Origin of the sequence: Gordonia sp. ABSL11-1 (assembly GCF_030315685.1) — a bacterium.
In the GTDB taxonomy this organism is placed as follows: domain Bacteria; phylum Actinomycetota; class Actinomycetes; order Mycobacteriales; family Mycobacteriaceae; genus Gordonia.
On record NZ_JASXSI010000012.1, the window covers coordinates 97,500 to 122,227 of the forward strand.

General features: G+C 68.9%; 19 protein-coding genes and 2 pseudogenes. 12 read left to right on the forward strand and 9 right to left on the reverse strand.

Annotation, left to right across the window (positions count from 1 at the left end):
• Positions 1–25: 25 nt before the first annotated feature.
• From QSJ19_RS14725 to QSJ19_RS14735, 3 genes are all read left to right on the forward strand, one after another.
• A complete protein-coding gene (locus QSJ19_RS14725) occupies positions 26–643 on the forward strand; it encodes an urease accessory protein UreF (protein ID WP_502876191.1) in 618 nt (205 codons plus the stop codon).
• A 117-nt stretch (positions 644–760) separates the two neighbouring features.
• Complete coding sequence (gene ureG / locus QSJ19_RS14730; protein ID WP_286321426.1) at positions 761–1,447, forward strand: urease accessory protein UreG; 687 nt, start codon at positions 761–763, stop codon at positions 1,445–1,447.
• Between the two features lie 5 nt (positions 1,448–1,452).
• Positions 1,453–2,166: an urease accessory protein UreD gene (locus tag QSJ19_RS14735; RefSeq protein ID WP_286321427.1), complete on the forward strand. Its 714-nt coding sequence runs from the start codon at positions 1,453–1,455 to the stop codon at positions 2,164–2,166.
• Positions 2,167–2,190: 24 nt separating this feature from the next.
• Here the strand turns inward: QSJ19_RS14735 and QSJ19_RS14740 are convergent, their stop codons facing one another.
• Together QSJ19_RS14740 and QSJ19_RS14745 are read right to left on the reverse strand one after the other, a co-directional pair.
• Positions 2,191–3,648, reverse strand: a complete 1,458-nt coding sequence (locus tag QSJ19_RS14740) for an NAD(P)/FAD-dependent oxidoreductase (RefSeq protein WP_286321428.1) — start codon at positions 3,646–3,648, stop codon at positions 2,191–2,193.
• A 131-nt stretch (positions 3,649–3,779) separates the two neighbouring features.
• Positions 3,780–4,421, reverse strand: coding sequence for a GNAT family N-acetyltransferase (locus QSJ19_RS14745; protein ID WP_286321543.1), 642 nt, complete (start codon positions 4,419–4,421; stop codon positions 3,780–3,782).
• A 113-nt stretch (positions 4,422–4,534) separates the two neighbouring features.
• Here QSJ19_RS14745 and QSJ19_RS14750 point away from each other — a divergent pair, with 113 nt between their 5' ends.
• The 4 genes from QSJ19_RS14750 to recD are packed head-to-tail and all read left to right on the forward strand — an operon-like array spanning position 4,535 to position 13,722.
• Positions 4,535–4,966 carry an acyl-CoA thioesterase gene (locus tag QSJ19_RS14750; RefSeq protein WP_286321429.1) on the forward strand — a complete coding sequence of 144 codons (432 nt, stop codon included), beginning with the start codon at positions 4,535–4,537 and terminating at the stop codon, positions 4,964–4,966.
• A 22-nt stretch (positions 4,967–4,988) separates the two neighbouring features.
• The gene (gene recC / locus QSJ19_RS14755; protein ID WP_286321431.1) at positions 4,989–8,405 is read left to right on the forward strand and encodes an exodeoxyribonuclease V subunit gamma; all 3,417 of its coding nucleotides are present in this window, start codon (positions 4,989–4,991) and stop codon (positions 8,403–8,405) included.
• Positions 8,402–11,797: a UvrD-helicase domain-containing protein gene (locus QSJ19_RS14760; RefSeq protein ID WP_286321433.1), complete on the forward strand. Its 3,396-nt coding sequence runs from the start codon at positions 8,402–8,404 to the stop codon at positions 11,795–11,797. Before recC ends, QSJ19_RS14760 begins: the two co-directional genes overlap by 4 nt.
• Before the next feature lie 50 nt (positions 11,798–11,847).
• A complete protein-coding gene (gene recD / locus QSJ19_RS14765; protein ID WP_286321545.1) occupies positions 11,848–13,722 on the forward strand; it encodes an exodeoxyribonuclease V subunit alpha in 1,875 nt (624 codons plus the stop codon).
• Between the two features lie 70 nt (positions 13,723–13,792).
• On the opposite strand, the gene QSJ19_RS14770 is transcribed toward recD, so the two are convergent.
• Positions 13,793–14,548 (reverse strand): PIG-L family deacetylase, encoded by a 756-nt coding sequence (locus QSJ19_RS14770; protein ID WP_286321434.1) that lies wholly within the window; start codon positions 14,546–14,548, stop codon positions 13,793–13,795.
• A gap of 152 nt (positions 14,549–14,700) precedes the next feature.
• On the opposite strand from QSJ19_RS14770, the gene htpG reads away from it, so the two are divergent.
• Positions 14,701–16,680 (forward strand): molecular chaperone HtpG, encoded by a 1,980-nt coding sequence (gene htpG, locus QSJ19_RS14775; protein WP_286321436.1) that lies wholly within the window; start codon positions 14,701–14,703, stop codon positions 16,678–16,680.
• A 24-nt stretch (positions 16,681–16,704) separates the two neighbouring features.
• Here htpG and QSJ19_RS14780 read toward each other — a convergent pair.
• Positions 16,705–17,635 (reverse strand): annotated as a pseudogene (locus QSJ19_RS14780) (BadF/BadG/BcrA/BcrD ATPase family protein).
• 54 nt (positions 17,636–17,689) lie between these two features.
• Positions 17,690–18,127, reverse strand: a complete 438-nt coding sequence (locus QSJ19_RS14785) for a hypothetical protein (RefSeq protein WP_286321437.1) — start codon at positions 18,125–18,127, stop codon at positions 17,690–17,692.
• A 125-nt stretch (positions 18,128–18,252) separates the two neighbouring features.
• Between QSJ19_RS14785 and QSJ19_RS14790 the strand changes: the two genes are divergently transcribed.
• On the forward strand, positions 18,253–18,732 hold the full coding sequence (locus QSJ19_RS14790) for a nitroreductase family deazaflavin-dependent oxidoreductase (protein ID WP_286321438.1): 480 nt from the start codon (positions 18,253–18,255) through the stop codon (positions 18,730–18,732).
• Positions 18,733–18,738: 6 nt separating this feature from the next.
• Here QSJ19_RS14790 and QSJ19_RS14795 read toward each other — a convergent pair whose 3' ends face one another.
• Together QSJ19_RS14795 and QSJ19_RS14800 are read right to left on the reverse strand one after the other, a co-directional pair.
• Positions 18,739–19,566 carry a crotonase/enoyl-CoA hydratase family protein gene (locus QSJ19_RS14795; protein WP_286321439.1) on the reverse strand — a complete coding sequence of 276 codons (828 nt, stop codon included), beginning with the start codon at positions 19,564–19,566 and terminating at the stop codon, positions 18,739–18,741.
• Positions 19,567–19,596: 30 nt separating this feature from the next.
• A complete protein-coding gene (locus QSJ19_RS14800) occupies positions 19,597–20,070 on the reverse strand; it encodes a carboxymuconolactone decarboxylase family protein (RefSeq protein WP_286321440.1) in 474 nt (157 codons plus the stop codon).
• Positions 20,071–20,217: 147 nt separating this feature from the next.
• Between QSJ19_RS14800 and QSJ19_RS14805 the strand changes: the two genes are divergently transcribed.
• Complete coding sequence (locus tag QSJ19_RS14805) at positions 20,218–20,877, forward strand: PaaI family thioesterase (RefSeq protein ID WP_286321441.1); 660 nt, start codon at positions 20,218–20,220, stop codon at positions 20,875–20,877.
• 24 nt (positions 20,878–20,901) lie between these two features.
• Here QSJ19_RS14805 and QSJ19_RS14810 read toward each other — a convergent pair whose 3' ends face one another.
• Both QSJ19_RS14810 and QSJ19_RS14815 read right to left on the reverse strand, forming a co-directional pair.
• A complete protein-coding gene (locus QSJ19_RS14810; protein WP_286321442.1) occupies positions 20,902–21,342 on the reverse strand; it encodes a methyltransferase domain-containing protein in 441 nt (146 codons plus the stop codon).
• Between the two features lie 13 nt (positions 21,343–21,355).
• Positions 21,356–22,300, reverse strand: a complete 945-nt coding sequence (locus QSJ19_RS14815; protein WP_286321444.1) for a helix-turn-helix transcriptional regulator — start codon at positions 22,298–22,300, stop codon at positions 21,356–21,358.
• A gap of 148 nt (positions 22,301–22,448) precedes the next feature.
• Here QSJ19_RS14815 and QSJ19_RS14820 point away from each other — a divergent pair.
• Positions 22,449–24,227: pseudogene (locus QSJ19_RS14820) on the forward strand (N-acyl-D-amino-acid deacylase family protein).
• Between the two features lie 49 nt (positions 24,228–24,276).
• Positions 24,277–24,717: a nuclear transport factor 2 family protein gene (locus QSJ19_RS14825; RefSeq protein WP_286321546.1), complete on the forward strand. Its 441-nt coding sequence runs from the start codon at positions 24,277–24,279 to the stop codon at positions 24,715–24,717.
• Positions 24,718–24,728: the final 11 nt, after the last annotated feature.

Genomic DNA, 24,728 nt, shown 5'->3' on the forward strand with positions numbered 1-24,728 from the left:
TGATTCCCGATCGCAGCTAGCGATGATGCTTACGCTGGCCGACTCTCGTCTGCCCGTCGGCGGACACGTCCACTCCGGAGGGGTGGAGCAGGCGGTCGCCGACCGCATCATCGTGGACGCCGATTCCCTGTCGGTCTTCCTCCGGCGCCGGGTGCTCACCACCGGCCTGGTCGCCGCCTCGATTGCCGCGGCCGTCGCTGATGGCACACTCGATGTGCCTGCCGCTCAGTGCGAGACCGATGCACGCACCCCGTCGGCGGCAGCGCGCCGGGCGTCGTTGGCGCAGGGGAGGGGAATGCTGCGACTCGCGCGGCGACTGTGGCAGCATGCCGAGTGGGACGAGCATGTGCCCAGAACGCATCAGCCGGTCATCACGGGTGCGGTCGGTCGTGTCTGCCGACTGTCCGGGTTCCACACCGCGCTCATCCTCGCCTACACCACGATGAGCGGCGCGGCGACGGCGGGCCAGCGGCTCCTGGCACTCGATCCGGCCGACGTGGCCGTGGTCATCGCGGACTTGGGCGTCGAATGTGAACGGGTCGCCGCAGCCGCCGCGGTGGGGCTCGCCGACCTGTCGGATCCCACCTTCGACGTCTTCGCCGAGCGACACGAACGACGAGAGATGCCCTTGTTCATGTCCTGACCACCTACGATCCGTGTGCGTTGTCGTGACACGTCCTGTCCGGCAGGCGAACCCGGCGCAGACGCCCCAATCCATTTCGCGCAGCCCGACTGCAACCCACCCGAGAGGACGCACCGCATGCCCCCGCACCTGATCGACGGACAACCCCACGGCCATGACCACGGGCGCCCGCGCCGACGCCGGGAGCCGGGTGAGGCCCTGCGCATCGGAATCGGTGGACCCGTCGGATCCGGCAAGACCGCGCTCGTCGCCGCACTGTGCCGACAACTGCGCGACGAACTGTCGGTGGCGGTGTTGACCAACGACATCTACACCACCGAGGACGCCGACTTCCTCCGCAGGCATGCGGTGCTGCCCGACGAGCGGATCACGGCCGTGCAGACCGGCGGATGCCCGCACACCGCGATCCGTGACGACATCACCGCGAACCTCGACGCGATCGACGACCTCGTGGCCGGGAACCCGCCGCTGGATCTCATCCTCGTCGAATCCGGCGGGGACAATCTCACCGCGACGTTCTCGACCGGGCTGATCGACGTGCAGATCTTCGTGATCGACGTCGCCGGCGGCGACAAGGTGCCGCGCAAGGGCGGGCCGGGTGTGACCTACTCGGACCTGCTGGTGATCAACAAGACGGACCTGGCCGAGCAGGTCCACGCCGACCTCGAGATCATGCGGACCGATGCCGAGCGGGTTCGCGAGGGCCGTCCGACGGCGATGATCTCGCTCAATGACGATCCGGCCGCGACCGACGTGCTCTCCTGGGTGCGTCGACAGCTGGCCGAGGTCGCGGTCGTCGGCTGAGGACGGTGCACACCGAGATCGCGATCGTCGCCCGTGCGGGCCGCTCGCCGCGGGTGATCGCATCGGGCGGACTGGCCGTGCGGCAGACAGGGATCGACACCGTTCACCTCATCAGCACCGCGGCCACGCCGCTCGGCGGGGACACGATCCATATGCGGGTTGTCGTCGAGGCGGGCGCGTCGCTGCACGTGGAGACCGTCGCAGCGACCCTTGCGCTGCCTGCCCGGCATCGCATCGACTCGACGATGACGTGGACGATCGAGGTGGCCGACAACGCGCGGCTGTTCCTGAATCCCCAGCCTACGGTCGTCGCCGCCGGCGCGGATCACCGCACGGTGACCAGCGTCGCCGCCGCCGCGACATCGACCGTCATCGTCGCCGAACACGCCCAACTGGGTCGTCTGGAGGAGACACCGGACAACGCGTCCCGGGCCCGCTGGCGTGGGTCGTTGCGGCTCGACGTCGGCGACGCACCGATCCTGCGACATCAGCTCGCCCTGGGCGGTCCCGACAGCAGCGGGCACCGCGCGGTCAGCAGCGTCCTGCGCTACCCGGACGAGCGTCCCGGGGATGTCTCACCACACGCGTATGCCGCCCGGCTGGAGCTCCCACGGCCTGCAGGTGTCGTCGGCGCGACGCTCACCAGCGGCCTCGCGTCGTCGGCGCGGGCGGCGCGCCTCCTGTGTGACGAACTCGATCTCGCGCCGACCGCCGTCTGACGGCCGGCGCTTCGACGGATCGCCTCAGCCGGCCTCGGCCTTCGACGACGGGACCGCTTCGGAGCCGACGGCTTTCGTCGACGGGATGGCACCGGCCGCCTCGGCCTCGGCTTCCTCTTCCGGTTTGCCCTCCAACGCCGACAGCGCACCCAGAGCGGTCCGTGCATAGACCTGCTGCTCGGTCACCGCGAGCTGCGTACGCCCACGGGTACTGAACGCGAAGAACCAGTTCACCAGGGTGTTGAGGCGATTACGGAAGCCGACGATGTAGATGAGGTGCAGTGCCAGCCATCCGAGCCAGGCGAAGTAGCCCTCGGTCTCGAACTTCTTCGTGGTACCCGGGATCGGCACCTGCATCACGGCGCTGAACCGCGACACCGTGGCCATCGATCCCTTGTCGTAGTAACTGAACGGCTTGCGCTGCTCCTGCGCCTGGCCGTTGAGTCCGGCCTTGATCGCGTCGGCGGCGTAGCGACCGCCCTGGATGGCACCCTGCGCCACGCCGGGCACACCGTCGACCGCCATCATGTCGCCGACGACGAAGACGTACGGATTCCCCGGGATCGAGAGGTCGGGCAGGACCTTGACGCGGCCGGCACGGTCGAGTTCGACGCCGGACTGCTCGGCGAGTTGTTTGCCGAGCGGGCTGGCCTGGACGCCCGCCGACCACACCTTGCACTGCGACTCGATCCGGCGGGTGCTGCCGTCCTTGTCCTTGACGACCAGACCGTCGTAATCCAGGTCGACGACCATCGCGTTGAGCTGTATCTCCACGCCCAGCTTCTCGAGGCGGTCGGCGGCCTTCTTGCCGAGCTTCTCCCCGAAAGGCGGCAGTACGGCCGGAGCGGCGTCGAGGAGGATGACACGCGCCTCGGTGGGATCGATGTTGCGGAATGTCCCCTTCAGGGTCTTGTCGCTCATCTCGGCGATCTGGCCGGCGAGCTCGACGCCGGTGGGCCCGGCGCCGACGACGACGAACGTGAGTAGCTTCGCGCGCTCCTCCGGGTCGTCGGAGAGTTCGGCCTGCTCGAACGCGCCGAGGATCCGGCCGCGGAGTTCGAGCGCGTGGTCGATGGTCTTCATACCGGGGGCGTACTCGGCGAAATGATCGTTGCCGAAATAGGACTGGTCGGCGCCCGCGGCGATGATCAGGCTGTCATACGGCGTGACGGTCACCCGCTCGAGGAGCCGTGAGGTCACCGTCTTGCCCTCGAGGTCGATCGCGAACACATCGCCGAGCAACACTTTCGTGTTCTCCTGCTTACGCAGGACCACACGGGTCGCAGGGGCGATCTCACCCTCGGCGATGATGCCGGTCGCCACCTGATACAGCATCGGTTGGAAGAGATGATGGGTGGTCTTCGCGATCAGGGTCACGTCGACGTCGGACTTGGCGAGGCGCTGCGCCGCGAAGAGTCCGCCGAATCCGGACCCGACGATGACGACGTGCGGGCGCGCCGTGGTCGGAGTGGGGCTGCTCATGGTGAGAACATCTCCTGTCGCTGAGAGGTCGGGCTGCTGCCGCGCTCTCCCTAACGGTAGTCAATCTCGCGCTCCGGGTCGCGACGAGGACCCCACGCGCGTCGCGCGGTGTCGCCGATGTCCGATCCGGGTCAGGCGGTCAGGCCTCGAACGCGGCGGTGACGGGGCGCCCAGCTCGCCGGCGCGGTCGGCGACCAGGGGCGCGATGTGCCCTCCGACCAGCGCATCGTCGTCGTCTCCCAGTGGCTGCGGAGCAATTCGTACTCGACCTCACCGCCGCCTGCCGACGACACCAGTTCGTCGTCGCTCATGTGGATGGCCGACAGGCGCATGCCGATCTTCTCCATCACCCGGCGCGAGGGCGTGTTGACCGCCATCGTGCTCGCGAAGACCCGTTCGGCGCCGATCTCGGAAAAGGACATGGTGAGCAGGGCGTGCGCGGCCTCCGTCGCCAATCCGCGTCCCCACGCGTCGCGGCGGAGCCGGTAACTCAACTCGAGTTCGGATCGGTTGCTGTGGCGGGGGGTGCGCAGGGCGAACCACCCGAAAAAGGCCGTGGAATAGCGGTCCTGCGCCGCCCACATCCCGGTCCGGTGGGCGCGCTGCTCGGCCTGCGCGCGGGGCACGACCCACTCCTCGATGACCTCGCGCGGGGTCGCGATGCCTCCGCTGACGTACCGCATCACCATCGGGTCACTGTCGAGGTCGACCATGGCGTCGACATCCGACACTGCGACCGGACGCAGCCGCAACCGCACGGTGTCCAGGATCAACATCTCCCCCTCGCCTGACTTCCCTGCGGTGAGTGTACGGTCTGGCCCGCCCCGGCTCGGCCGCATCGGCGCGCGTGTTGCCGCGTCGGTACCACGCACTAGGGTTTGCGAACGTGGCCGACCAACATCTCGATGTCCCCATCCAGCTGCGCTTCGGCGACATGGACATCAACAACCACATCAACAATGTGGAGTTCGCGCGGATCTTCGAGGAGAGCCGCATCCGCTCCTTCGCGGCGTGGTTGCCCGACCGCCCGGAAGGCTTCTCGGTCCTCGTGGCGCGGCAGGACATCGTCTTCACCGCCGTCCTCGAATACTCGCTCGACCCGGTGACCGTGCGCTCCTGCGTGAGCAGGATCGGGAACACCTCGTTCACGTTGTCGCTGATCCTCATCGATCCGGACGGGGTCACCTGCGCGGTCGCGGAGACCACGATGGTGTCGGTCGCCCCGGACACCGGCCGCCCGACGCCGGTGCCGGACCTCGTACGGGACTCACTCGGCGCGCACGTGGTCGAGGGCTCCGGCATCCCGGCGCGGGCCTGACGAGACCGGCTCGCGACGCGCCATGTTCCACCTGCACCGCGCCGAACGCACGGACACCCTGGCCGACGCACTCGCCGATCTGCTGATCGTGCCGCCGGCCGACCCGATGGCCTCCGAGGTCGTGGCGGTACCCGCGCCCGGTGTGGAACGGTGGCTGCAACAGCGTCTGGCCACCCGACTGGGCGCCACGGACCGGGGGCACGACGGGATCGCGGCCAATCTGGACTTCGACTCGCCGGCGCTGCTCACGGATCGGGTCCTGATCGATGCGATGGCATTCGACGCCGGACGCGTCGCCCCGCGAGTGCACGGCCGTCCGACGGCCGGGGACCGGTGGCGTCCGACGGCGATGACCTGGCCGGTCCTGCGGGTCCTCGACCGGATGATCGACGACCCGCGACTGGCCGTCCTGGCCCGCCACGTCGGCGCCGGCACCGACACCTCCGACGACGATCACCGGCGGGGGCGGCGCTACGCAACCGCACGGCAGATTGCCGGTCTGTTCGACACCTACGCACGGGCGCGTCCGACGATGCTCAGCGAGTGGGCGACCGGCGACGACACCGACGGCGCCGGCTCGGCGGTCGCCGCCGACCTGACCTGGCAACCCGAGGTGTGGCGCGCGGTGCGCGAACTCATCGGTGAGCCGCACCCGGCGGAATACCTCGCGCGTGCCTGCGCCGTGCTGCGGGAGTCGCCGACGGCCGGCGGCCTGCCCGACCGGCTGTCGGTGTTCGGCCCCACCCGGATCACCGAGTCGCTCCTGCAGGTGCTCGGCGCGCTCGCCGTGCACCGGGATGTGCACCTGTTCATGCCGCACCCGAGTCCGGCGCTGTGGACAGCGATCGAGACCGCGGAGGCCGCCGGAACCCACGGACGACGACGATCGGCGCACCGCCCGCCCGCGCTCGAGCACCCGTTGCTCGCCGGCCTCTCCCGCGACGTGCAGGAAATGCAGCGGCGCGTGGCGCCGGTCGCGGATCGCATCGTGCATCATCCCGCGAGTGCGGTGACCACGCCCACGGTGTTGTCGGCACTGCAGGCCGGCATCCGCGACGACACCGTCGTCGCGGGAACCGTGCCCGCGGATCCGTCGGTCGAGGTGCACTCGTGTCATGGGTCCGAACGGCAGGTCGATGTCCTACGGGACCGACTGCTGCACCTGTTCGCCGCCGACCCGACCCTTCAGCCGCGCGACGTGCTCATCATGTGCCCCGACGTGGAGACCTTCGCGCCGCTCATCCGGGGAGCGTTCGGGCAGCCCGGGCTCGGGCACCCCGCGTTCGAACTCCGGGTGCGACTCGCGGACCGCGGTCTCCGGCACACCAACGCAGTCCTCGACGTCGTCGCCGCCGTCGTCGAACTCGCCGCAGGCCGTGTCTCGGCGGGCGCGGTCCTCGACCTGCTGCTTCGCACCCCGGTTCGGGAACGCTTCGACCTCACCGACGACGACATCGACATGATCCGCGAATGGTTGGTGGGCAGCAACATCCGGTGGGCCATCGACGACACCCAGCGATCTCGCTTCGGTCTCGCCGGTTTCGGTCAGGGGACTTTCGACGCCGGACTCGACCGCATCCTGCTCGGCGCGGTCGCGGAGGAGGCCGACGGCGAGTGGCTGGACACCGCGCTGCCGCTGGCGGGGGTCGAGAGCACCGAGATCGATCTCGCCGGTCGATTCGCCGAGTTCGTCGCGCGTCTGTCGGGAGCCCTCGCCGCCATGAGCGGTGCACATTCGTCCGCCACCTGGGTCGAGGTGCTCGTGGGGGTCGTCGGCGCACTCACCAAGACCGGTCCCGACGACGAATGGCAACGTGCGCAGGCGGTCCGGTCGATCGCGTCGGTCTTCGACACCCATGGTCCGCACGACGAACCCCTCGTCCTGCGGCTGGGTGACATCCGAGACCTGATCGCCGGGCTCGTCGCCGCCACCCCGACCCGCGCCAATTTCCGCACGGGCGAACTCACGGTGTGCTCCATGGTCCCGATGCGGTCGGTGCCCCATCGGGTGATCGTCCTCCTCGGCGTCGACGCCGACGCCTTCCCACGGGCCACTCGCACCGACGGGGACGACATACTCGGACGATCACCGTTGATCGGCGAACGCAACCCACGCGACGAGGACCGACAGCTGTTCCTCGACGCCGTCTGCGCCGCGCAGGAGAACCTCATGCTGTTCTACAGCGGCGCGGATCCGGTGTCCGGACAACGAATCCCACCCGCAGTCGTGGTCAGCGAGCTGATCGACTCGGTGCACACGCTCACCGGCTTCGACGGTGCCGACGCGTCGTCGTGTCTCCGGCAACACACCCTGCACGCCTTCGACGAACGCAACTTCCGCCCCGGTGTCCTCGCCGGTGTGAATGGACCGTTCAGCTTCGACGAGGCCCTTCTCGCCGGGGCGCGAGTGGTCGGCACCGTCGGGTCGGACACCCCGCGGATCGCCGACATCCGGCTGCCGCCGGCCGAGCCAGCGGACCTCGACCTCGATTCGTTGATCTCTTTCCTCACCAATCCGATCGAGGGATTCGTCCGTCAACGTCTCGGTGCCCGGGTGCCGGCCGAGGAACGGCCTCGTGCCGACCAGCTCGACGTGCACCTGGCTGCGCTCGACAAGTGGGGCATCGGTGATCGGTTCCTGTCGAGAATGTTGTCCGGCAGCGATCTGGCTGCATGCCAGGCCGCCGAGCTGCGGCGCGGCACCCTGCCGCCGTTCGCGTTCGGAACCCACGAACTCCAGGACATCTCGGTCGACGTCGACGCGGTCTTCGCCGCTGCCGCCGCGGCGCGCACCGGCAGTCCGTCGACCGCGGACGTGGTAGTGCCGCTGCCCGACGGCCGTCGCCTGTACGGCACGGTCTCCGACATCTTCTCGGGCACCATCGTGACGGCCACCTACTCCAAGCTGCGCGCGAAACAACGGCTCGTCGCGTGGATTCGCCTCCTCGCGGTCGCGGCGACCGCACAGACCGGTGGTGCCGCTCCGGTGCTGGCCGCCGCCGTGGTGGCCCGTCGACCGCGTCGCGGCGGTGGAGTCGCCCGATCGTTGTTCGCCGTCCCCGACGATCCGCTGCAGATCCTGACGAGACTGGTCGCGGTACGCGATATCGGCCTCACCCGGGCGCTGCCACTCCCGCTGGACCCTGCGGCCGAGTTCGTGGATCACCATCTCCGGACCGGGCGCGTCGATCGCGCTCTCCCGGCCGCGCGCAAGTCCTTCGAGGGTGACTTCGGCGCGGGAGCGGATCGCTACCTGCGTCTGGTGTACACCGGGGACGTGACGTCACCCGTGGATTTCGATGCGTTGGTCGCCGACTCGATCCCCGACGACGGGCCGCAGGCCTTGACGACACTGCCGGGCGAGATGGGTGATCCGCTGTTCACCGGACTCGCCCGACTGATCTGGGGGCCGCTCATGGACCACGAGACCCTGTCATGACCGCATCCGAGGGCGCAGCAACGGACACGAGGGGGGCCGAGGGGACCGCGCCGCGCGCGGGCGTCCCGCAGGCCTTCGACATCACCGCGCCACTGCCGTCGGGCACGACCGTGCTCGAGGCGAGCGCCGGCACCGGCAAGACCTACGCGATCGTCGGGCTCGGAGCCCGGTTCATCGCCGAGGGTGTGCCGATCGACAAACTGCTGCTGGTCACCTTCAGTCGGGCCGCCACCGCCGAGCTGCGCGAGCGGATGCGCGAGCGTGTCTCGGAACTCGTTGCCGCGCTGTCGGACCCGCTGGTCGCCCGGGAGTCGGAGGACCTCCTGGTGCGTCATCTCGCGGCCGGTGGGCCGGCCGAGGTCGGTCTGCGTCGCGAGCGGTTGGTGCGTGCGCTGTCCGACTTCGATGCGTCGACCATCGCGACGACCCACACGTTCTGCAATCGCATGCTCGATGCGCTCGGCTTTCTCGGCGAGCGTGAGCTCGTGTACGAGATCGTCGAGGACGTCGATGATCTGGTCGACGAGGCCGCACTCGATCTCTACCTGCGTGGCTACGCGGGCGCCGACGCCCCGGAGATCTCACTCTCGGACGCCACGACGATCGCCCGGGATGCCGTCCGCCAGCCCGCGGCCGCGATGGCGCCGTCCGCGGATGACCTCGACGGTACGTCGGGACCCGACGCGACGATCGCCGGGCGACGTGTGCGCTTCGCCGCCCGCATCCGCGCGATCGTCGAGGAACGCAAACGTCTCTCGCGCGTCCGGACCTACGACGACCTGCAGATGATCCTGTACCGCATCGTCACCGACGCGGTCGTCGGACCGGCCGCTTGCGAACGAATCCGGGGCTTCTTCGACGCCGTGCTCATCGACGAGTTCCAGGACACCGACCCCCAGCAGTGGGAGATCGTGCGGCGCTGCTTCCACGGGCACCGGACACTCGTCCTCGTCGGCGACCCGAAACAGTCGATCTACGGCTTCCGCGGTGCCGAGGTGCTCAGCTACCTGCAAGCTGTCGGGTCGGCGGATGCGTTGCGGGCGCTCGACGTGAACCGGCGATCCGACGGCGCGCTGGTGGATGCGCTGGGACGACTCCACGGCGGTGCCGAGTTGGGGCACCCGGAGATCGTCGTGCACGAGGTGACCGCGGCCCGACCGGGGACCCGCATCCACGGGGTGCCGCCGGTCCGGCTGCGTGCCTTCCCGCGACGCGCGTTCCCGGTCACGGGACCCAGCGGCTTCGCCGCAGTCGGAACCGTGCGGGATCGGGTCATCGCGGATGTGGCCGCCGACGTCGCGGGCCTGCTCTCCTCGGGCACCTCCATCGAGGTCGACGGTGTGACACGGCCGGTCGAGCCCGGTGACATCGCGGTGCTGGTCACCCTGAACAAGACGATCCAACCGCTGCAGCAGCATCTGCAGGAACACGGAGTGGCAGCGGTGATCGGCTCGGGCACCAGCGTGTTCCACACCGCGGCGGCGCGGCAGTGGCTGTCGGTGATCCGCGCGCTCGAGCAGCCCGCGCGGACCGACCTCGTCCGGTCGGCGGCGTTGAGCCCGCTGATCGGATGGTCTGCCGAGCGACTCGCCGACGACGACGGCAGCGACATCGCACGCCTCGCCACGACCCTGCAGTCCCTGGGCCGGGTCTTCGACGAAGGCGGTTTCGCCGCGATGTCCCAGCGGCTGATGAGTACTTCCGCTGTGGCCGAACGTGTCCTGGCCACTCGGGATGGGGAACGGTCGATGACAGACCTGCTGCAGGTGGCGTCGCTGTGCACCATCGAGGTGATGGAGACCGACTGCGGACTCACCGGTGTCGGCGAGTGGCTGGCCGAGCGAATCGCGGACACGACCCGCTGGCAGCGGCATCAGGACCAGACCCGACGGCTCGACCGCGACACGCAGGCCGTGCAGATCATGACGGTCCATCGCAGCAAGGGTCTGCAGTTCCCGATCGTGTACGTCCCGTTCGCCTGGGACGGCACGAGGAACTCCAACCGCGCCACCTTCACGTTCCACGACGATAACGGCGGACGAATCCTCGACGTCGGCGGCAAGGAGGCCCCGGGATATCGGTCGCGCTGGCGCCGCCACGAGACCGAGTCGGCGGGAGAGGAGCTGCGTCTGCTCTACGTCGCGCTGACCCGCGCCCAGTCGCAGGTCGTGCTGTGGTGGGCGCCCGCGTATTTCACCAGGAACTCGGCGCTGCACCGGTTGTTGTTCGGGCGACGGCCGGATTCGGCGGAGGTACCCGAGTCCTTCGACGTCCCCGACGACGACACCTGCGCGCATGTACTCATGGGCTGGGGACACCGCGACGGACCCATCCGCGTCGAGGTCGCCGGGCGTGACGGGGACCCCCGGATCGCGCCTCTTCCCGCACGGACGCCTGCGGCGGGGCTGTCGACCTCGCATTTCGACCGAACCGTCGACCAGAGTTGGCGGCGCACATCGTATTCGGCGATCGTGGCGGCAGCAGGGCATGGACATCCCGTGATACTCGAATCCGGTAGCGAGACCGACGAGGACCTCGTCACCGACGAGCCCGTGGGGGAGCCCGACGACGATCTCGTCCCGGCGGAGTCCACGGGCACTCCGTCCCTGATGAACGACATGCCGTTCGGGGCGGCGTTCGGCACGCTGGTGCACGAGGTGCTGGAGTACGTGGACACCTCGGCGCCCGACATCACCGATCACGTTCGTGAACTGTGCGTCGATGCGATCGGAAGCCGGCTCCTCGACGTCGACGTCGAGCGGCTCACCGCCGCGCTGGTCGGGGTGCTGACGACACCGATCGGTTTCGGTGATCTCTGGCAGGTCGGTCCGCGGAACCGTCTTGCGGAACTGGACTTCGAGTTCCCCCTGGCCGAGCAGGAACCGTCGGCCGGCAACCGCCATCGGTGGGTCACCATGGCGTCGGTGGCCGATCTGATGGACCGCCACCTGGGCGCGGACGACCCGTTGGCCGCCTACAGTGGCCGCCTCCGCGACCTACCGGCGCAGCGATTCCGCGGGTATCTGACCGGGAGCATCGACTCGGTGTTGCGGACTCCGGACGGCAGATTCGTCATCGTCGACTACAAGACGAACAGACTCCGTCCCGGCCGGCTCGTCGCCGAGGACTTCGACCGCGCCGCGATGGCGGCCGAGATGATCGCGGCCAACTATCCGCTCCAGGCGCTGCTGTATTCGGTGGCGCTGCATCGCTACCTGCGATGGCGTCTGCCCGGCTACCGGCCCGCCGACCATCTCGGTCCGGTGCAGTATCACTTCGTGCGCGGGATGATCGGGCCGCAGACACCGCACGGATGCGGGGTCTTCGACTGGTCGGTTCCGCCTGCGCTGGTCGAGGAACTGTCCGAGTTGCTGGCGGAGGGACGATCGTGACGGCCGCGGGACAGGGCTCGACGACACCGGTGGCGGCGGTGGCGGCGGAGATGCCGCGCCGCGACGACCACGACGCGCGCGTCGTCGCGGTCGGCGGGGGACTACTGGCAACACTCAACGAGCTCGGCGTGCTCGATGCCGCCGACGTCCACGTCACCGAGCGGTTGGCACGCCTGTCCGGCGAGGTCATCGACGAGACGGCTCGTATCGGAGCGGCGCTCGCCGTCCGTGCGGTCCGATTCGGCTCGACATGCCTGGCCATCTCGCGGGTGGCCGAACTGGTCGGTGAGGATCTCGCCGCGGCGATCCCCGCACCCGACGAGTTACGAAGCGCGTTGGCCGAGAGCGTCCTCGTGCGTGGTGCCACAACCGGGCCGTTGCGCCCGCTGGTTCTCGCCGACTCCGCCGACGGCCCACTTCTCTACCTGCGTAAATACTTCCGACAGGAGGAGTTGATCCGATCGGTGCTCGCCGTTCGCGGGGAGCGGCGACCGGACGTCGATCCGGCGGCCGTGGCCGCCGCGGTCGCCGAGGTGTTCGGCCCACCTGACCCCGCCGAGGTCGACCTGCAGCGGGTCGCCGCGCAGCTGGCGGCGGTCAGCTGGACGTTGGTCGTCGCGGGTGGGCCGGGCACCGGCAAGACGTACACGGTGGCCCGTATCCTGGCCGTGCTCGATCGGTTGGCCGGCGGGAACGCACGGATCGGGCTGTGCGCCCCGACCGGGCGCGCGGCGGCACAGCTGCAGGCGGCGGTGTCGTCGGACCCGGCCGCGCCGTCGTCGGTGCGGGCGGTCACCGTGCACTCGCTGCTCGGGTGGCGGCCGGGGTCGGTGCCGCGGCACAACCGCGGCAACAAGCTGCCCTACGACGTCGTCGTCGTCGACGAGACGTCGATGTTGTCGATGACCGCGATGAGCAAACTCCTCGACGCCGTACGTGCCGACGCTCGTGTGATCCTGGTCGGCGATCCGCATCAGCTGGCCTCGGTCGAGGCCGGAGCGGTGTTGGCCGATCTCGTCGAGCGGGAGGTCGCCGAGCCCCCGACGTCCATCGCCGACGGCGTCATCGAGCCGTCGGTGATGGCGCGGCTCCCGGACCGCGACCGCGTCGACCACGGGGTGGTGACGCTCCGCCGCGGTCACCGCTTCGGAGGTGGGATCGCGATGGTCGCGGAGGCGATCAACGCCGGCGATTCCGATGCCGTCGTCGCGATGGTCACCGATCCGGCGTTCACCGATGTCGTGCTCGAGGCGACCGACGATCTCGACGGCGTCCGCGCCGACGTGGAGGCATGGGGCGTCGCGCTGGACGCCGCCGCGCGTGACGCCGATGCCGCAGCAGCGCTCGATGCGCTCGATCGCCACCGTGTGCTGTGCGCGCATCGCGAGGGCGGCTGGGGTGTGCAGGGCTGGTCGAGACGGGTCGTCGAATGGCTCGCGCAACTGCCCGGTCAGCATCACCTCGATGCCGATTCCACCCTGCTGCACCCCGGGCGCCCGCTCATGGTGACCGCCAACGACCGTCAGAACGCGATCTTCAACGGGGATTCGGGCGTCGTCATCGGCGCCGAGGGGTCGGCCGAGGTCGTCTTCCGCCGCGGTGCGGACGTCCGCCGCGTCCACCCGACCCAGCTCGCCGACGTGGTCTCTCTGTACGCGATGACGATCCACCGCAGTCAGGGCAGCCAGTTCGACGGTGTCACCGTCGTGCTGCCCCCCGAGGGCTCCGAACTGCTCACCCGCGAGCTGGTGTACACGGCCATCACCCGCGCCCGACGCCACGTCCGCATCATCGGCTCGCCCGAGGTCCTCGCGGCCGCTGTCACCCGGCGCGTGCAGCGTGCCAGCGGGCTGCGCTCACCGATCCGGGTCGCCGACACCGACGTCACCCAGCCCGGAGCCGGCGGCCGACCCCACCTCACCTGACGGGGACCGGTTTCTCGCCCATCATGCCCAGCTTCCCGCCGACCGGGTTCGACGCTGCCTCGGTCGGGTCTCAGACGATGTCGACCCCGCCGGGCACCAGGTCCCGGCGGAGGAAATTCTCGGTTCCGAGGAGTCGTCCACGCCGGTCGGGCGGCAGCGACATGAGCGCCTGCATCGTCCGACTGCGCTTGAGTTCGGTGCGGTGCGAGGAGATCCCGGCCGCCTTGTGATCGTGCCATTCCGCGACGTCGAGCGTCAGGTCGATCGCCGACTCCGCCGTGCCGGGCAGGTAGTCGCGCGGTGTGCTGGCGAACAGATCTCCCTGCACGTCCTCGACCATCCACTCCGCGATAGTCACGAAGTACAGCGACCGGGTCTGCCAGGCGTCGCCCTCGGAGCGGTACAGGCGCGGACTGGCGGCCGCATCGGCGGCGGCGGCGGCGAGTCGATGTGCATGGATGTGATCGGGATGGCCGTAGATGCCGATCGGGTCGTAGGTGACGATCGCGTCCGGGCGGAACTCACGGATATGCGACACGACGCGCCGGACCTGGTCGTCGAACGGCACGGTGCAGAACCGCTGCGCGTCCGGGGCGGACTCGGGAACCCGGTCGTCGGCGTACCCGAGCATGATCGGGGGACGGGGGAGCCCCAGGGCGCGGGCAGCATCGACCAGTTCCGCATGTCGGGTGGTGCCCTCCGCCCAGGTGCACATGATCAGGTCGGCGTCGCCGCCGTGTGCGGTGTGACGGGCGATGATCCCGCCCGTCCACAGTGACTCGTCGTCCGGGTGCGCATGCACGAACAGCAGACGGGGAGGGGGCATTCACCTGCCTTCCTGTGGCGGCGTCGGCCGGATGCCGGACGCCCGATGGAACTCGCGACGTACCGGGCAACGGAGCGACCCACTTCAGAGTAGCCAATCCGCCGATCGGTAATATCCGGCTCCGGCAGTGACACGCAGTCGGAGGGTCAGATATGAGTGGTCAGACAGAGGTTCGCGAGTTCCAGGCCGAGACCCGGCAATTGCTGGATCTCATGGTGCACTCGGTGTACTCGAACAAGGACAGTTTCCTACGGGAGCTGATCTCCAACGCATCGGACGCCCTGGACAAGATCCGGCTGGAGTCGCTGCAGGACAAGGACCTGACGGTCGACACCACCGATCTCCACATCGAGCTCGTCGCGGACGCCGATGCGCGGACCCTGACCGTGCGCGACAACGGCATCGGCATGTCGCGCGACGACGTCATCGGATTGATCGGCACGCTGGCCCGCTCGGGCACCGCCGAGCTGCGCCGCACACTCGCCGAGGTCAAGGACTCGGCGGCGTCCGAGGAATTGATCGGGCAGTTCGGCATCGGGTTCTACTCGACGTTCATGGTCGCCGACAAGGTCACCCTGGTGACGCGCCGTGCCGGCGAGCCGACCGGCACGCGTTGGGAGTCGACCGGCGACGGCACGTATACGATCGACGACGTCGACGACGCGCCGCAGGGGACGTCGGTGACCTTGGCCCTCAAGCCCGTCGACACCGACGACCACCTGTACGACTACACCGATCCGACGAAGCTGCGGCAGCTGGTCAAGCGGTACTCCGACTTCATCGCGTGGCCGATCCGGATGGACGTCGAGAAGCCGGTGGCGTCCTCGGGCGAGGATTCCGACGACACCGCCGACGGCGACGAGCCTCGGACCGAGATCGTCAGCGAGGTCATCAACTCGCGGAAGGCGTTGTGGGCCAAGTCCTCCGACGAGGTGACCACCGAGGAGTACCACGAGTTCTACCGCCACATCGGGCACGCGTGGGACGAACCGCTCGAGGTCATCACGGTCAAGGCCGAGGGCACCTTCGAGTACCAGGCGCTGCTCTTCATCCCCACCCAGGCGCCCTTCGACCTCTTCATGCGTGAGCGCGCATCGGGCGTCCAGCTCTACGTGAAGCGCGTCTTCATCATGGACGACTGCGAAGAACTGATCCCGGAGTACCTGCGCTTCGTCAAGGGGGTCGTCGACGCCGCCGACCTGTCGCTGAACGTCTCGCGCGAGATCCTGCAGCAGGACCGGCAGATCCGCGCCATCCGGCGTCGCCTCACCAAGCGGATCATCTCCACCGTCTCGGAGATGCGTGGTGCGCGCCCCGACGACTACGCGACGTTCTGGGAGAACTTCGGCCGCGTGTGGAAGGAGGGGCTGGTCAACGACCTCGACAACCGCGACGCGCTGTTGAAGGCGTCGTCGTTCGCGTCGACCGAATCCGAGGACGGCCTGACCACCCTCGCCGACTACATCGGACGTATGCGCAGCGGGCAGGACACGATCTACTACATGACCGGTGAGTCCCGGCAGCAGATCGAGAACTCCCCGCATATCGAGGCGTTCCGCGCCAAGAACATCGAGGTCCTGTTGCTCACCGATCCCGTCGACGAGATGTGGGTCGGCAGCGGGGTCGAGTTCGACGGCCGGTCGTTCACCTCGATCGCCAAGGGGGCAGTCGACCTCGACGACCTCGAATCGGATGATTCCGGCGACGGCGACAGGGCCAAGGCGGACAAGGAGAAGCGTTCCGACGAGTTCTCCGGGCTGCTCGGCTGGCTGGCCGAGACCCTGACCGACGACGTCAACGAGGCGCGGCTGTCGTCGCGTCTGACGGAATCGGCAGCCTGCCTCGTCGGGGACACCTTCTCGATGTCGCCGCAGCTGGAGAAGCTTTACCGCGCGTCGGGTCAGGAGCTCCCGAAGACCAAACGGGCCCTGGAGCTCAACGCCGATCATCCGCTTGTCGCCGGCCTCAACGCTGCCTACGGCGCCTCCGACGACCACGCGGCCCTCGTCCCGACGGCCAAGCTCCTGTATGGCATGGCCGTGATCGCCGAGGGTGGCGAGCTCGGTGACCCGGCTGAGTTCGCGCGACTTCTCGCCGGCACCCTGACCGAGTCGTTGTCGGCGCAGGACTGAGTTCTCACCTGACGTCGGTGCCGGTCAGGCGCGATGGACCTCGGCCGCCAGCGGATGGTCCCGGGGAACGTCGAGTAGCAGGCCCACGCCGTCGAGTGACCCGCCGAACGGCTCACCGACGGTGACCCCGGGATGCGTGTGGGTGACCAGTTCGACGAAGCGGTCGCGGATCTGATCGTTGTGCGTGAGCACGTTGCCCATCCAGCTGACGCGTGCGCCGGAACCGGCATCGTGGCCGCTGCGGACCAGCGCGGCGTGTACGGAGTCCGCCAGTTCGGCGGCGGCCGCGGCGTTGATGGCCGAGGCGACGGCGTCGCCCGCCCGGGCGAGATCGGCGACGGCGCGGGCGAACCCGGCTGTCCGGGAGACCCGATCGGGGTCTGTCTGCAACACCATGTAGAGTTCGGGGAGAGCGCCGAACTCGTCGACGGCGGACTCCTCGAGTCCGGTGGCCGGGCCGCGTCCGTCGTAGGCGCAAAGCGGCGTCGAGACCCGCGCGGCCGATCCAGTAGGCGCTGCCCGCGTCGCCGACGAGATGTCCCCAGCCGTCCACCCGGGCGGTCCCCGAGCGTCCGACCCCGAGGGTCACCACGCCGGTACCGACGGCGACGACGGCACCGAACTCGAAACGGTTGGCTGCCAGGTAAGCCGAGATCGAGTCATGGGCCAACGCCACCGACCGGATGCCGAGTGCGCCGACCGCGTCCCGCAGATCGGCGGGCCGGGTGGCCTCCGGGGTGAGACCGGAGACGCCTGCGGCCAGCTCGCGGGCCGACAGGCCCGCTCCGGTGATGAGTTCGCTTGCCGCCGTGGCGATCTGCGGGACCACCGGCCGGTCGGTGTGGATGGGGGCGCTCTCGTGGTCACCCTGGGTGCCGGCGTCGGTCCCGCCGACGATCCGCAGACGGGTACCCGTCTGCCCTCCGTCGACCAGGACGCGACCGCCGATACCCATGTGTCCTCCCGTGTCCCCGCCGCCGCGAGTCCAGGCGCCGCCGCTGATTGCGAGTCAAGCGGCCGCATCGGCGATCGTCAAGGCCACGAGCTCGCTGTCGTTGGCGCGATGGATCGGATGCAGGCGGACCCCGTGTCGTCGTGCGTCACGGGTCAGCATCTGCGCCCAGGTCATGTCGTCGGCGGTGACGCCGTCCCGTCCCGGGCGGGTCAGGAGCATGGCGACCGAGAGTTCACGGATCTCACCGAGGGTCCGCCCGAGATTGCTCATGAGCAGATCGGAGAGTACGTCGTCGGGCAGGGCGGGCAGCTCGACCTGATGCAGGGGAGGCCCGAAGCGGTTGTCGGTGTCGATGACGCTGAACCAGAGCAGGGACTCGGAGAATCCGAGCGGTCCCATCAGCGCTCGCCAGCGCTGACGGAGTTCGTCGGCGCCGGCGAACGGCTCCAGGGCGGTGTCGATGTGGGGGATGGCGGTGTCGTGGATGGTCATGGCTTGATCTTCGACGGTGATCGCGCCGAGGTGACCACGTCGTCCACAGCCTCGCGGACCTGTGGATAGAGTCGAGCCGCCGTCCGCGAAACGTGCTACGTGCGCCGCGATGTCACACTGGGGGCATGGGTGCCCTCACACCGTTGGCAGTGAAGATCGGATCGATCAGTTGGATGCCGCGGCTTCTCCCGCAGATCGTGATCGTCGACAACGCGATGCACAAACTGACCGGAGGCCGCTACGGATTGCTCGACATCGGCGGTCTGCCGAACATCGAGCTGAGCGTGAAGGGGCGCAAGAGCGGCGTCGTCCGGTCGACCCGACTTCTGGCGGTGCCGACCGACGGCGGCGCGTGGCTGATCGCCGGCTCCTACTTCGGCAGTCGCGACATGCCGCAATGGGTCTTCAACATCCGGGCGGCCGACACCGTCGGCGTCGGGCACCGCGGCACGACGACGACCATGACCTGGCGCGAACTGGACGGGGCCGAACGCGAGACCGCATGGGCGACGATGGTCGACGTGTGGCCCAACTTCGACCTGTACGTGCGGCGCACCCCGCGGCGGATACCGGTCTTCCTGCTGGAACCTGCGTCCCGACCCTGAACGTGCTCAGGCGCCCCGGAACTCGGGAGGCCGCTTCTGGAAGACCGCGGTGACCGCTTCGGTGAGGTCGTCGCTGGGCAGGAACGCCGAGTTCCAGGCCGCCACGTAACGCAGGCTGTCCTCGACCGCAGCGCGCCGGCTGTGATCGAGGACCGCCTTGACGCCGTGCACGACGAGTGGCGGGTTCGCAGCGATCTCTGCGGCCGTGGCACGCGCCGCTGCCAGCACCGCCTCCCGATCGTCGAAGACATCGTTGACCAGACCGATGTGGGCTGCCCGCTCGGCGTCGACGTCCTTGCCGGTCAGGGCGAGCTCACGCAGATGACCGTCACCGATGATCGCGGGCAGGCGGGCGAAGCTGCCCACGTCGGCGACCATGGCGACCCGCACCTCGCGGACGCTGAACTTGGCGTCGCTGCTCGCATAGCGGATGTCGGCGGCGCTGATCAGGTCCACGCCACCGCCGATGCACCAGCCGGATACGGCGGCGATGACGGGCTTGCGGCAGTCGGCAACCGCCGAGATCGCGGCCTGGAGACGACGGATGCTGTCGTGGAACTCCGTCCGTGCTCGTGCCTTCGCGCCGTCCGCGAGCACCGGTGCCAGGTCGCCACCCATGGCGGCCAGATCCAGGCCGTAGGAGAAATGCGATCCCGCGCCGGTCAGCACGATGGCGCGGACGTCGTCGTCGCGATCGAGTTGCGCGCAGATCTCCGGCAGCTCGCGCCAGAAGTCGGGCCCCATGGCGTTGCCCTTGCCCGGGCCGGTGAGGGTCACCTCGGCGATGAAATCGGCGATGGAGACCTCGAACGCATTCCACTGTTGATCGCTCATGACGGTGAGGTTACCGGTCAGTAGACGAGGTCAGACCGTGAGGCGGCACGCTTGGCCGACATCGAGGACTCGCAGCGCACGTCCCTGACCGAGCCACAGAGCACAGGAGAGCGCCAGATCGACGATCAGCTCGTCGGAGAGTGCGGGGTGACAGCGCTCCCAGAACTCCTCGTCCTCGCGTAGTCCGACGTGGTCGGTCGCGAAACGGTGCGCGAACTCGGCGGCGACCCGTTCGGCCGGAGTGTAGCCCGCCCAGGTCGCCCAGTCGTCCACGTGGAGGTAGAACTCCTCGTCGAGACCGCTCGCTTCCGCGCGGGTGTTGCGGCACACCGCGCACTCGTTGTGACCGGCGATCACCATGCGTGCGAGCTCCCGGGTACGCGCGTCGAGCCGGCCCCGGTTGTACACCGCGTCGGCGTAGGAGCCGAGGGCTCCGCCGAGCGTGGGGGACAGGCCGAGCCAGCCCACGATGTCGTCATCCGCGAAACCACCGATACGGGCCATACGTCACCGTAGCAAGAACGAGAACGTGTTCTCGTTTGTTTGCCGGCCGGTACAGATGGGACGGCGACAGGGGACACCGGGCGGGTGCGATACGTTTGCTCGGGTAGAGCCGTCCGCCCGCCGGTGAGCCGACGATACGAGGTGCGCATGAGTGGATACTTCACCGACGACGACATCCCTGCAGAGGAGTTGACGCGTCGGATCGACTGCGCGCGCGAACTGGCCGACAGCGTCCGCGATCTGGTGGCGGCGACGGTGGTCACCGACGTGTCCGATGACGAACAGATCGAGGCGCAGCGCCACATCGACGCCGCTGCGGCCCTGCTGGGTCGTCGGCGGATCGACACCTCTTTCGGCATCAGGTTCAACTCGGATGGACGACAACGTAACTGGGGAAACGCGGTCGAGGGGATCCGGAACCCGATCGCGCCGCCGGTCGACTTCCGGGCCGAGTCGGACCATGTGTGGGCCGAGTTCACGCTGGGTCCGCAGTACGAGGGGCCGCCGGGACTGGTCCATGGCGGCGTCATCGCGATGATCCTCGATCAGGTGCTGGGCAACGCCGCGGTCCACGCCGGGGCGCCCGGGATGACGGGGACGCTCTCCATCCGGTATCGGCAGGGGACCAAGCTCGGCCCGATCCGCGTCGAGGGGCGACTCGATCGCACCGAGGGGCACAAGTCGTTCGCGTCGGGGACCATCGCGACACCCGACGGCGTCTGTGCGGAGGCCGAGGGCATCTTCATCCTGCCGCGGTGGGCTCGCGGGCTCGACACCGATCGCCGGTTCGGCATCGGCGACGCCTGAGGTCCGCCTGGTGGCCGAGGCTGATCACGTGTCGACCACGATCTCCTGCAGTGGAATCCCAGGTCTCGGCGAGTCGATGTAGAACGGGCCGCCGGGGCGTAGTGCCGCACGTACCCGGTGGAGGGCCGCGTCCAGCAGGTCGGGATGTCGACCGTCGAACGCTCCGACGCGGATCGCGACGGCCAGGTCGAACGGCGGCGTGTCGTCGGGTAGCACGAGATCCTCGACCGGAGTGCACACGAACCGGAGCAGACCCGCTCGGATGAGTCCACCGGAGCTCGCGATCGCTGTGCCTACCGCTCGTTCGGATCTGTCGACGCCGAGTACGTGACCGTCCGGTCCGACGAGCTGCGCCACCGCGCGGGCGGCCGCGCCTGACCCACAACCGATCTCGAGAACGCGGAGACCGGGCCGCAGCGGCAGGGCGCCGACGGCCGCCGCCAGGCGCGGCGACAGCCGACTCACCGCCTCGACCGCATCAGAATCCCCCGGACCGGCGGCGGTGCCACATGATCGGGTCGGGGTCGCCGGCGTCGGTGATCATCCCTGTCTGGGCCAGCATCCAGCGGGCGATCTGCCTGCGATGAGCCGAGAAGGTCAGTACGTGTGCCCAGATCTGCGACAGCACAAACGATTCGGGTGGATCACAGATCGCGTCGACGATGCGGTCGGACCACGCTCCGCGACGGTCGATGTCGCGGGTGAGGGCCAACCATCGGGGAGCGGTGTCGGCGTGCCGCTCGATCAGACCCGCGATGTCCCCGGTGACGGTGAGATCGGGATCGTCGTCGCCGGCGATACTCGCCAACCACGGCACCTTGTCGAGTACCAGATGCGTGTACACCTGCGCCAGTGTCTCCTCGGCGCCGTTCCACGCGAGCGGGCTGTGCCCGCGCATGCGTACCGCGTGGAGTTCCTCGGCGCCGATCCCCTTGGCGGCCTCCAGCAAGGCGGACACGTCCTCGAGGTCGTGGCGCACCATGAGCGACACGATGTCGCCGGTGGACTCCTCCGAACTCTCGGTAGCGCCGCCGGAGTCGACGTAGAGGACTGTCGGAGAGTGGAAGTGGATTCCGTTCGGGGCCGGTAACCAATGTCCGCGATCCGACCGCGCCCCCAGCCGACTCGGCGGGTGTCCGAACGCCCGTGTGAACGCACGGGCGAATCCCTCCACCGATTCGTAGCCGGATCCGAACGCGGTGTCGGTCACCGACTCTCCGCGTTGGAGCATCCAGGCCGCCCGCTCGAGGAGCACACGCCGCCGAAGTGCGACCGGTGCCTCCCCGAGATGCCGGGAGAACTGCCGGCTGAAGTGGAACGGCGATGCGTGCGCACCCGACGCCATGTCGTCGAGGGTGCGGTGGTCGTCGTCGAGTACCGCGTCGAGGAGTTCGCGGATCCGGTCGCGTCCGGCTTCGGTCATGCTCCGAGTATCCGCCGACCGGCGGGCCGTGCGCCTGACCGTTCTTGCTCTGTCGACCCGGCGGCGGGGGAGGCTCGTCCGTGGATCAGGTGTACAGATCTGAAGAAATGTCTACTCGATCGTTGACGCCCGAGTCTCCAAGGATTCCGTGACCTACGACACAATCACCGCAACGGTCTGTGGTTCGCCGGCAGCGGCACGCCCCCGGCGGTGCGCACGATCGGCATCCGTGACGGAGTGGTCGCCATCGTCACGGCCGAACCCCTCGACGACACCGGCTGCCTGGACGTCGTCGAAGCGGACGGACAGTGGGTGATGCCCGCCGTGGTCGATATCCACACCCACTACGACGTCGAGGACCTCGCGCAGCCGGAACTCTCGGAGTCGCTTCGTCATGGCATCACCACCGTGGTGGTCGGGTCGTGCTCGTTGTCGACGATCGACGTCGACGGCCGCGAAGCCGGCGACCTGTTCGGCCGCGTCGAGGCCATTCCGCGGCGTCACGTGATCGACGCCGTCGATCAGCACAAGACCTGGTCGTCGGCGCGTGACTATGTCGACGCCCTGGAGGATCGCGCGCTCGGCCCCAACGTCGCGGCGTTCATCGGCCACTCGGACATGCGAACGGCCGCAATGGGTCTGGACCGCGCCACGCGAAAGGATGTGCGCCCCACCGCCTCGGAGCAGGCGCAGATGGAACGATGGCTCGGCATGGCCCTGCAGGCAGGGTTCGTCGGGATGTCATCCCAAGAGTTGCTGTTCGACAAGCTCGACGGTGATACGTGCCGCTCGCGCACACTGCCGTCCACGTATGCGAGGCCGCGGGAACTACGTCGGCTGAAATCGCTGCTTCGCCGATCGGGCCGGATACTGCAGGCGGGACCCGACATCACCAACCCGCTCAATGTCGGATCGCAGGTCTTCACATCGCTCGGCATCGGTCGTCCGCACCTCAAGACCAGCCTGCTGTCGGCGGACGACATCAAGGCGAAGCCGTATGCGATCCGGCTGATGGGGCCGCTCGCCGGTCTGGTCAACCGGTTCGGCGGGGATTTCCGGTGGCAGCATCTGCCCGTGCCGTTCGAGGTCTACCCCGACGGCATCGACCTCGTGATCTTCGAAGAGTTCGGTTCCGGTGCCGCCGCCCTGCACCTGAGAGAACAGGTCGACCGGGACGAGCTCCTCCGCGACGTCGGATACCGCAGGCGGTTCCGCAAGGACTACGAATCGAAGTTCGTTGTGCGCGTGTGGCATCGGGACTTCTTCGATGCGGAGCTCGTCGAGCGTCCGGACACCTCGGTGATCGGTCGGTCATTCGGACAGGTCGGGATCGACCGCGGCGGAGTGCATCCGGTGGATGCGTTCCCGGACCTCGTGCTCGAACACGGCACCGCCCTGCGCTGGCGGACGACGATCTCGAACCACCGCCCCGAGGTCCTCGAGCAGATGGCCGCCGAGCCCGGCATCCAGTTCGGCTTCTCCGACGCCGGCGCACATCTGCGCAACATGGCCTTCTACAACTTCGGCCTGCGACTGCTGCGGCACGTGTACTCCGCTGAGCGGGCGGGTGAACCGTTCATGGAGGTCGCCACCGCGGTGCACTGACTGCCCGGGGAACTGGCGGACTGGTACGGGATCGATGCCGGACATCTGCGCCCGGGGGGATCGGGCCGATCTGATGATCGTGGATCCGGAGCGTCTCGACACGTCACTGGAGGCATACCCCGAGGCAGAGGTCCCGGCCTACGGCGGCATGTCACGCATGGTCAATCGAAACGACGACACCGTGACCGCCGTGTACGTGTCGGGTCGCAAGGCCGTCGACCACGGCGTCCCGACCGACATCGTCGGATCCTCGCGCACCGGACAGTTTCTCCGGGCCGGGTCGCCGGGGCACCCCGGTCGCCGACAACGGCGTCCGCCGTGATGCCACCTCGACTCTCGCCGACGCCCGATGACCGAATACGGCGGCCACGATCCCTGGTCTGTGGGCAGCACTGTCGCGGCGCGACTGGGATGCGGTGGCGCCGTTCCTTGCCGACGATGGCAGCTACCCCGACGTGCCGTACGGGCCGACATTGGCCGCGCGGGGACCGGCCGACATCATCGCACGCATCAAGATCGGCTTCGAACCGCTGTCGGACCACCGCAATCATGACGGCCTGCTCGTCGTCGACGGTGACGACGTGATCTATGAGCACTCCGAGAGGTGGGAGTGGCCGACAGGTGAGGTGGCCGTGCTGCCCTTCGTCACCGTGCATCATGTGCGGGACGGCGCGATCACGTGGTGGAAGGACTACTGGGATTCGGCGACCCTCGTCAGGCGACCCTCGTCAACAGTGCGCCTGCGTCCTCCGATGGCCGACCTCGCGGCGGCAGACACCATTTGGGTGTTCGACGCCACCGGTCACGTGTGACGGCCGCTGCG

Bases quoted from the DNA above. Each gene is read 5' to 3' on its own strand.
- QSJ19_RS14725 (WP_502876191.1), top strand. From the start codon at position 26: ATGCTTACGCTGGCCGACTCTCGTCTGCCCGTCGGCGGACACGTCCAC.
- ureG (WP_286321426.1), top strand. From the start codon at position 761: ATGCCCCCGCACCTGATCGACGGACAACCCCACGGCCATGACCACGGG.
- QSJ19_RS14740 (WP_286321428.1), bottom strand. From the start codon at position 3,648: ATGAGCAGCCCCACTCCGACCACGGCGCGCCCGCACGTCGTCATCGTC.
- recC (WP_286321431.1), top strand. From the start codon at position 4,989: ATGTTCCACCTGCACCGCGCCGAACGCACGGACACCCTGGCCGACGCA.
- QSJ19_RS14760 (WP_286321433.1), top strand. From the start codon at position 8,402: ATGACCGCATCCGAGGGCGCAGCAACGGACACGAGGGGGGCCGAGGGG.
- recD (WP_286321545.1), top strand. From the start codon at position 11,848: ATGCCGCGCCGCGACGACCACGACGCGCGCGTCGTCGCGGTCGGCGGG.
- QSJ19_RS14770 (WP_286321434.1), bottom strand. From the start codon at position 14,548: ATGCCCCCTCCCCGTCTGCTGTTCGTGCATGCGCACCCGGACGACGAG.
- htpG (WP_286321436.1), top strand. From the start codon at position 14,701: ATGAGTGGTCAGACAGAGGTTCGCGAGTTCCAGGCCGAGACCCGGCAA.
- QSJ19_RS14785 (WP_286321437.1), bottom strand. From the start codon at position 18,127: ATGACCATCCACGACACCGCCATCCCCCACATCGACACCGCCCTGGAG.
- QSJ19_RS14790 (WP_286321438.1), top strand. From the start codon at position 18,253: ATGGGTGCCCTCACACCGTTGGCAGTGAAGATCGGATCGATCAGTTGG.
- QSJ19_RS14795 (WP_286321439.1), bottom strand. From the start codon at position 19,566: ATGAGCGATCAACAGTGGAATGCGTTCGAGGTCTCCATCGCCGATTTC.
- QSJ19_RS14800 (WP_286321440.1), bottom strand. From the start codon at position 20,070: ATGGCCCGTATCGGTGGTTTCGCGGATGACGACATCGTGGGCTGGCTC.
- QSJ19_RS14805 (WP_286321441.1), top strand. From the start codon at position 20,218: ATGAGTGGATACTTCACCGACGACGACATCCCTGCAGAGGAGTTGACG.
- QSJ19_RS14815 (WP_286321444.1), bottom strand. From the start codon at position 22,300: ATGACCGAAGCCGGACGCGACCGGATCCGCGAACTCCTCGACGCGGTA.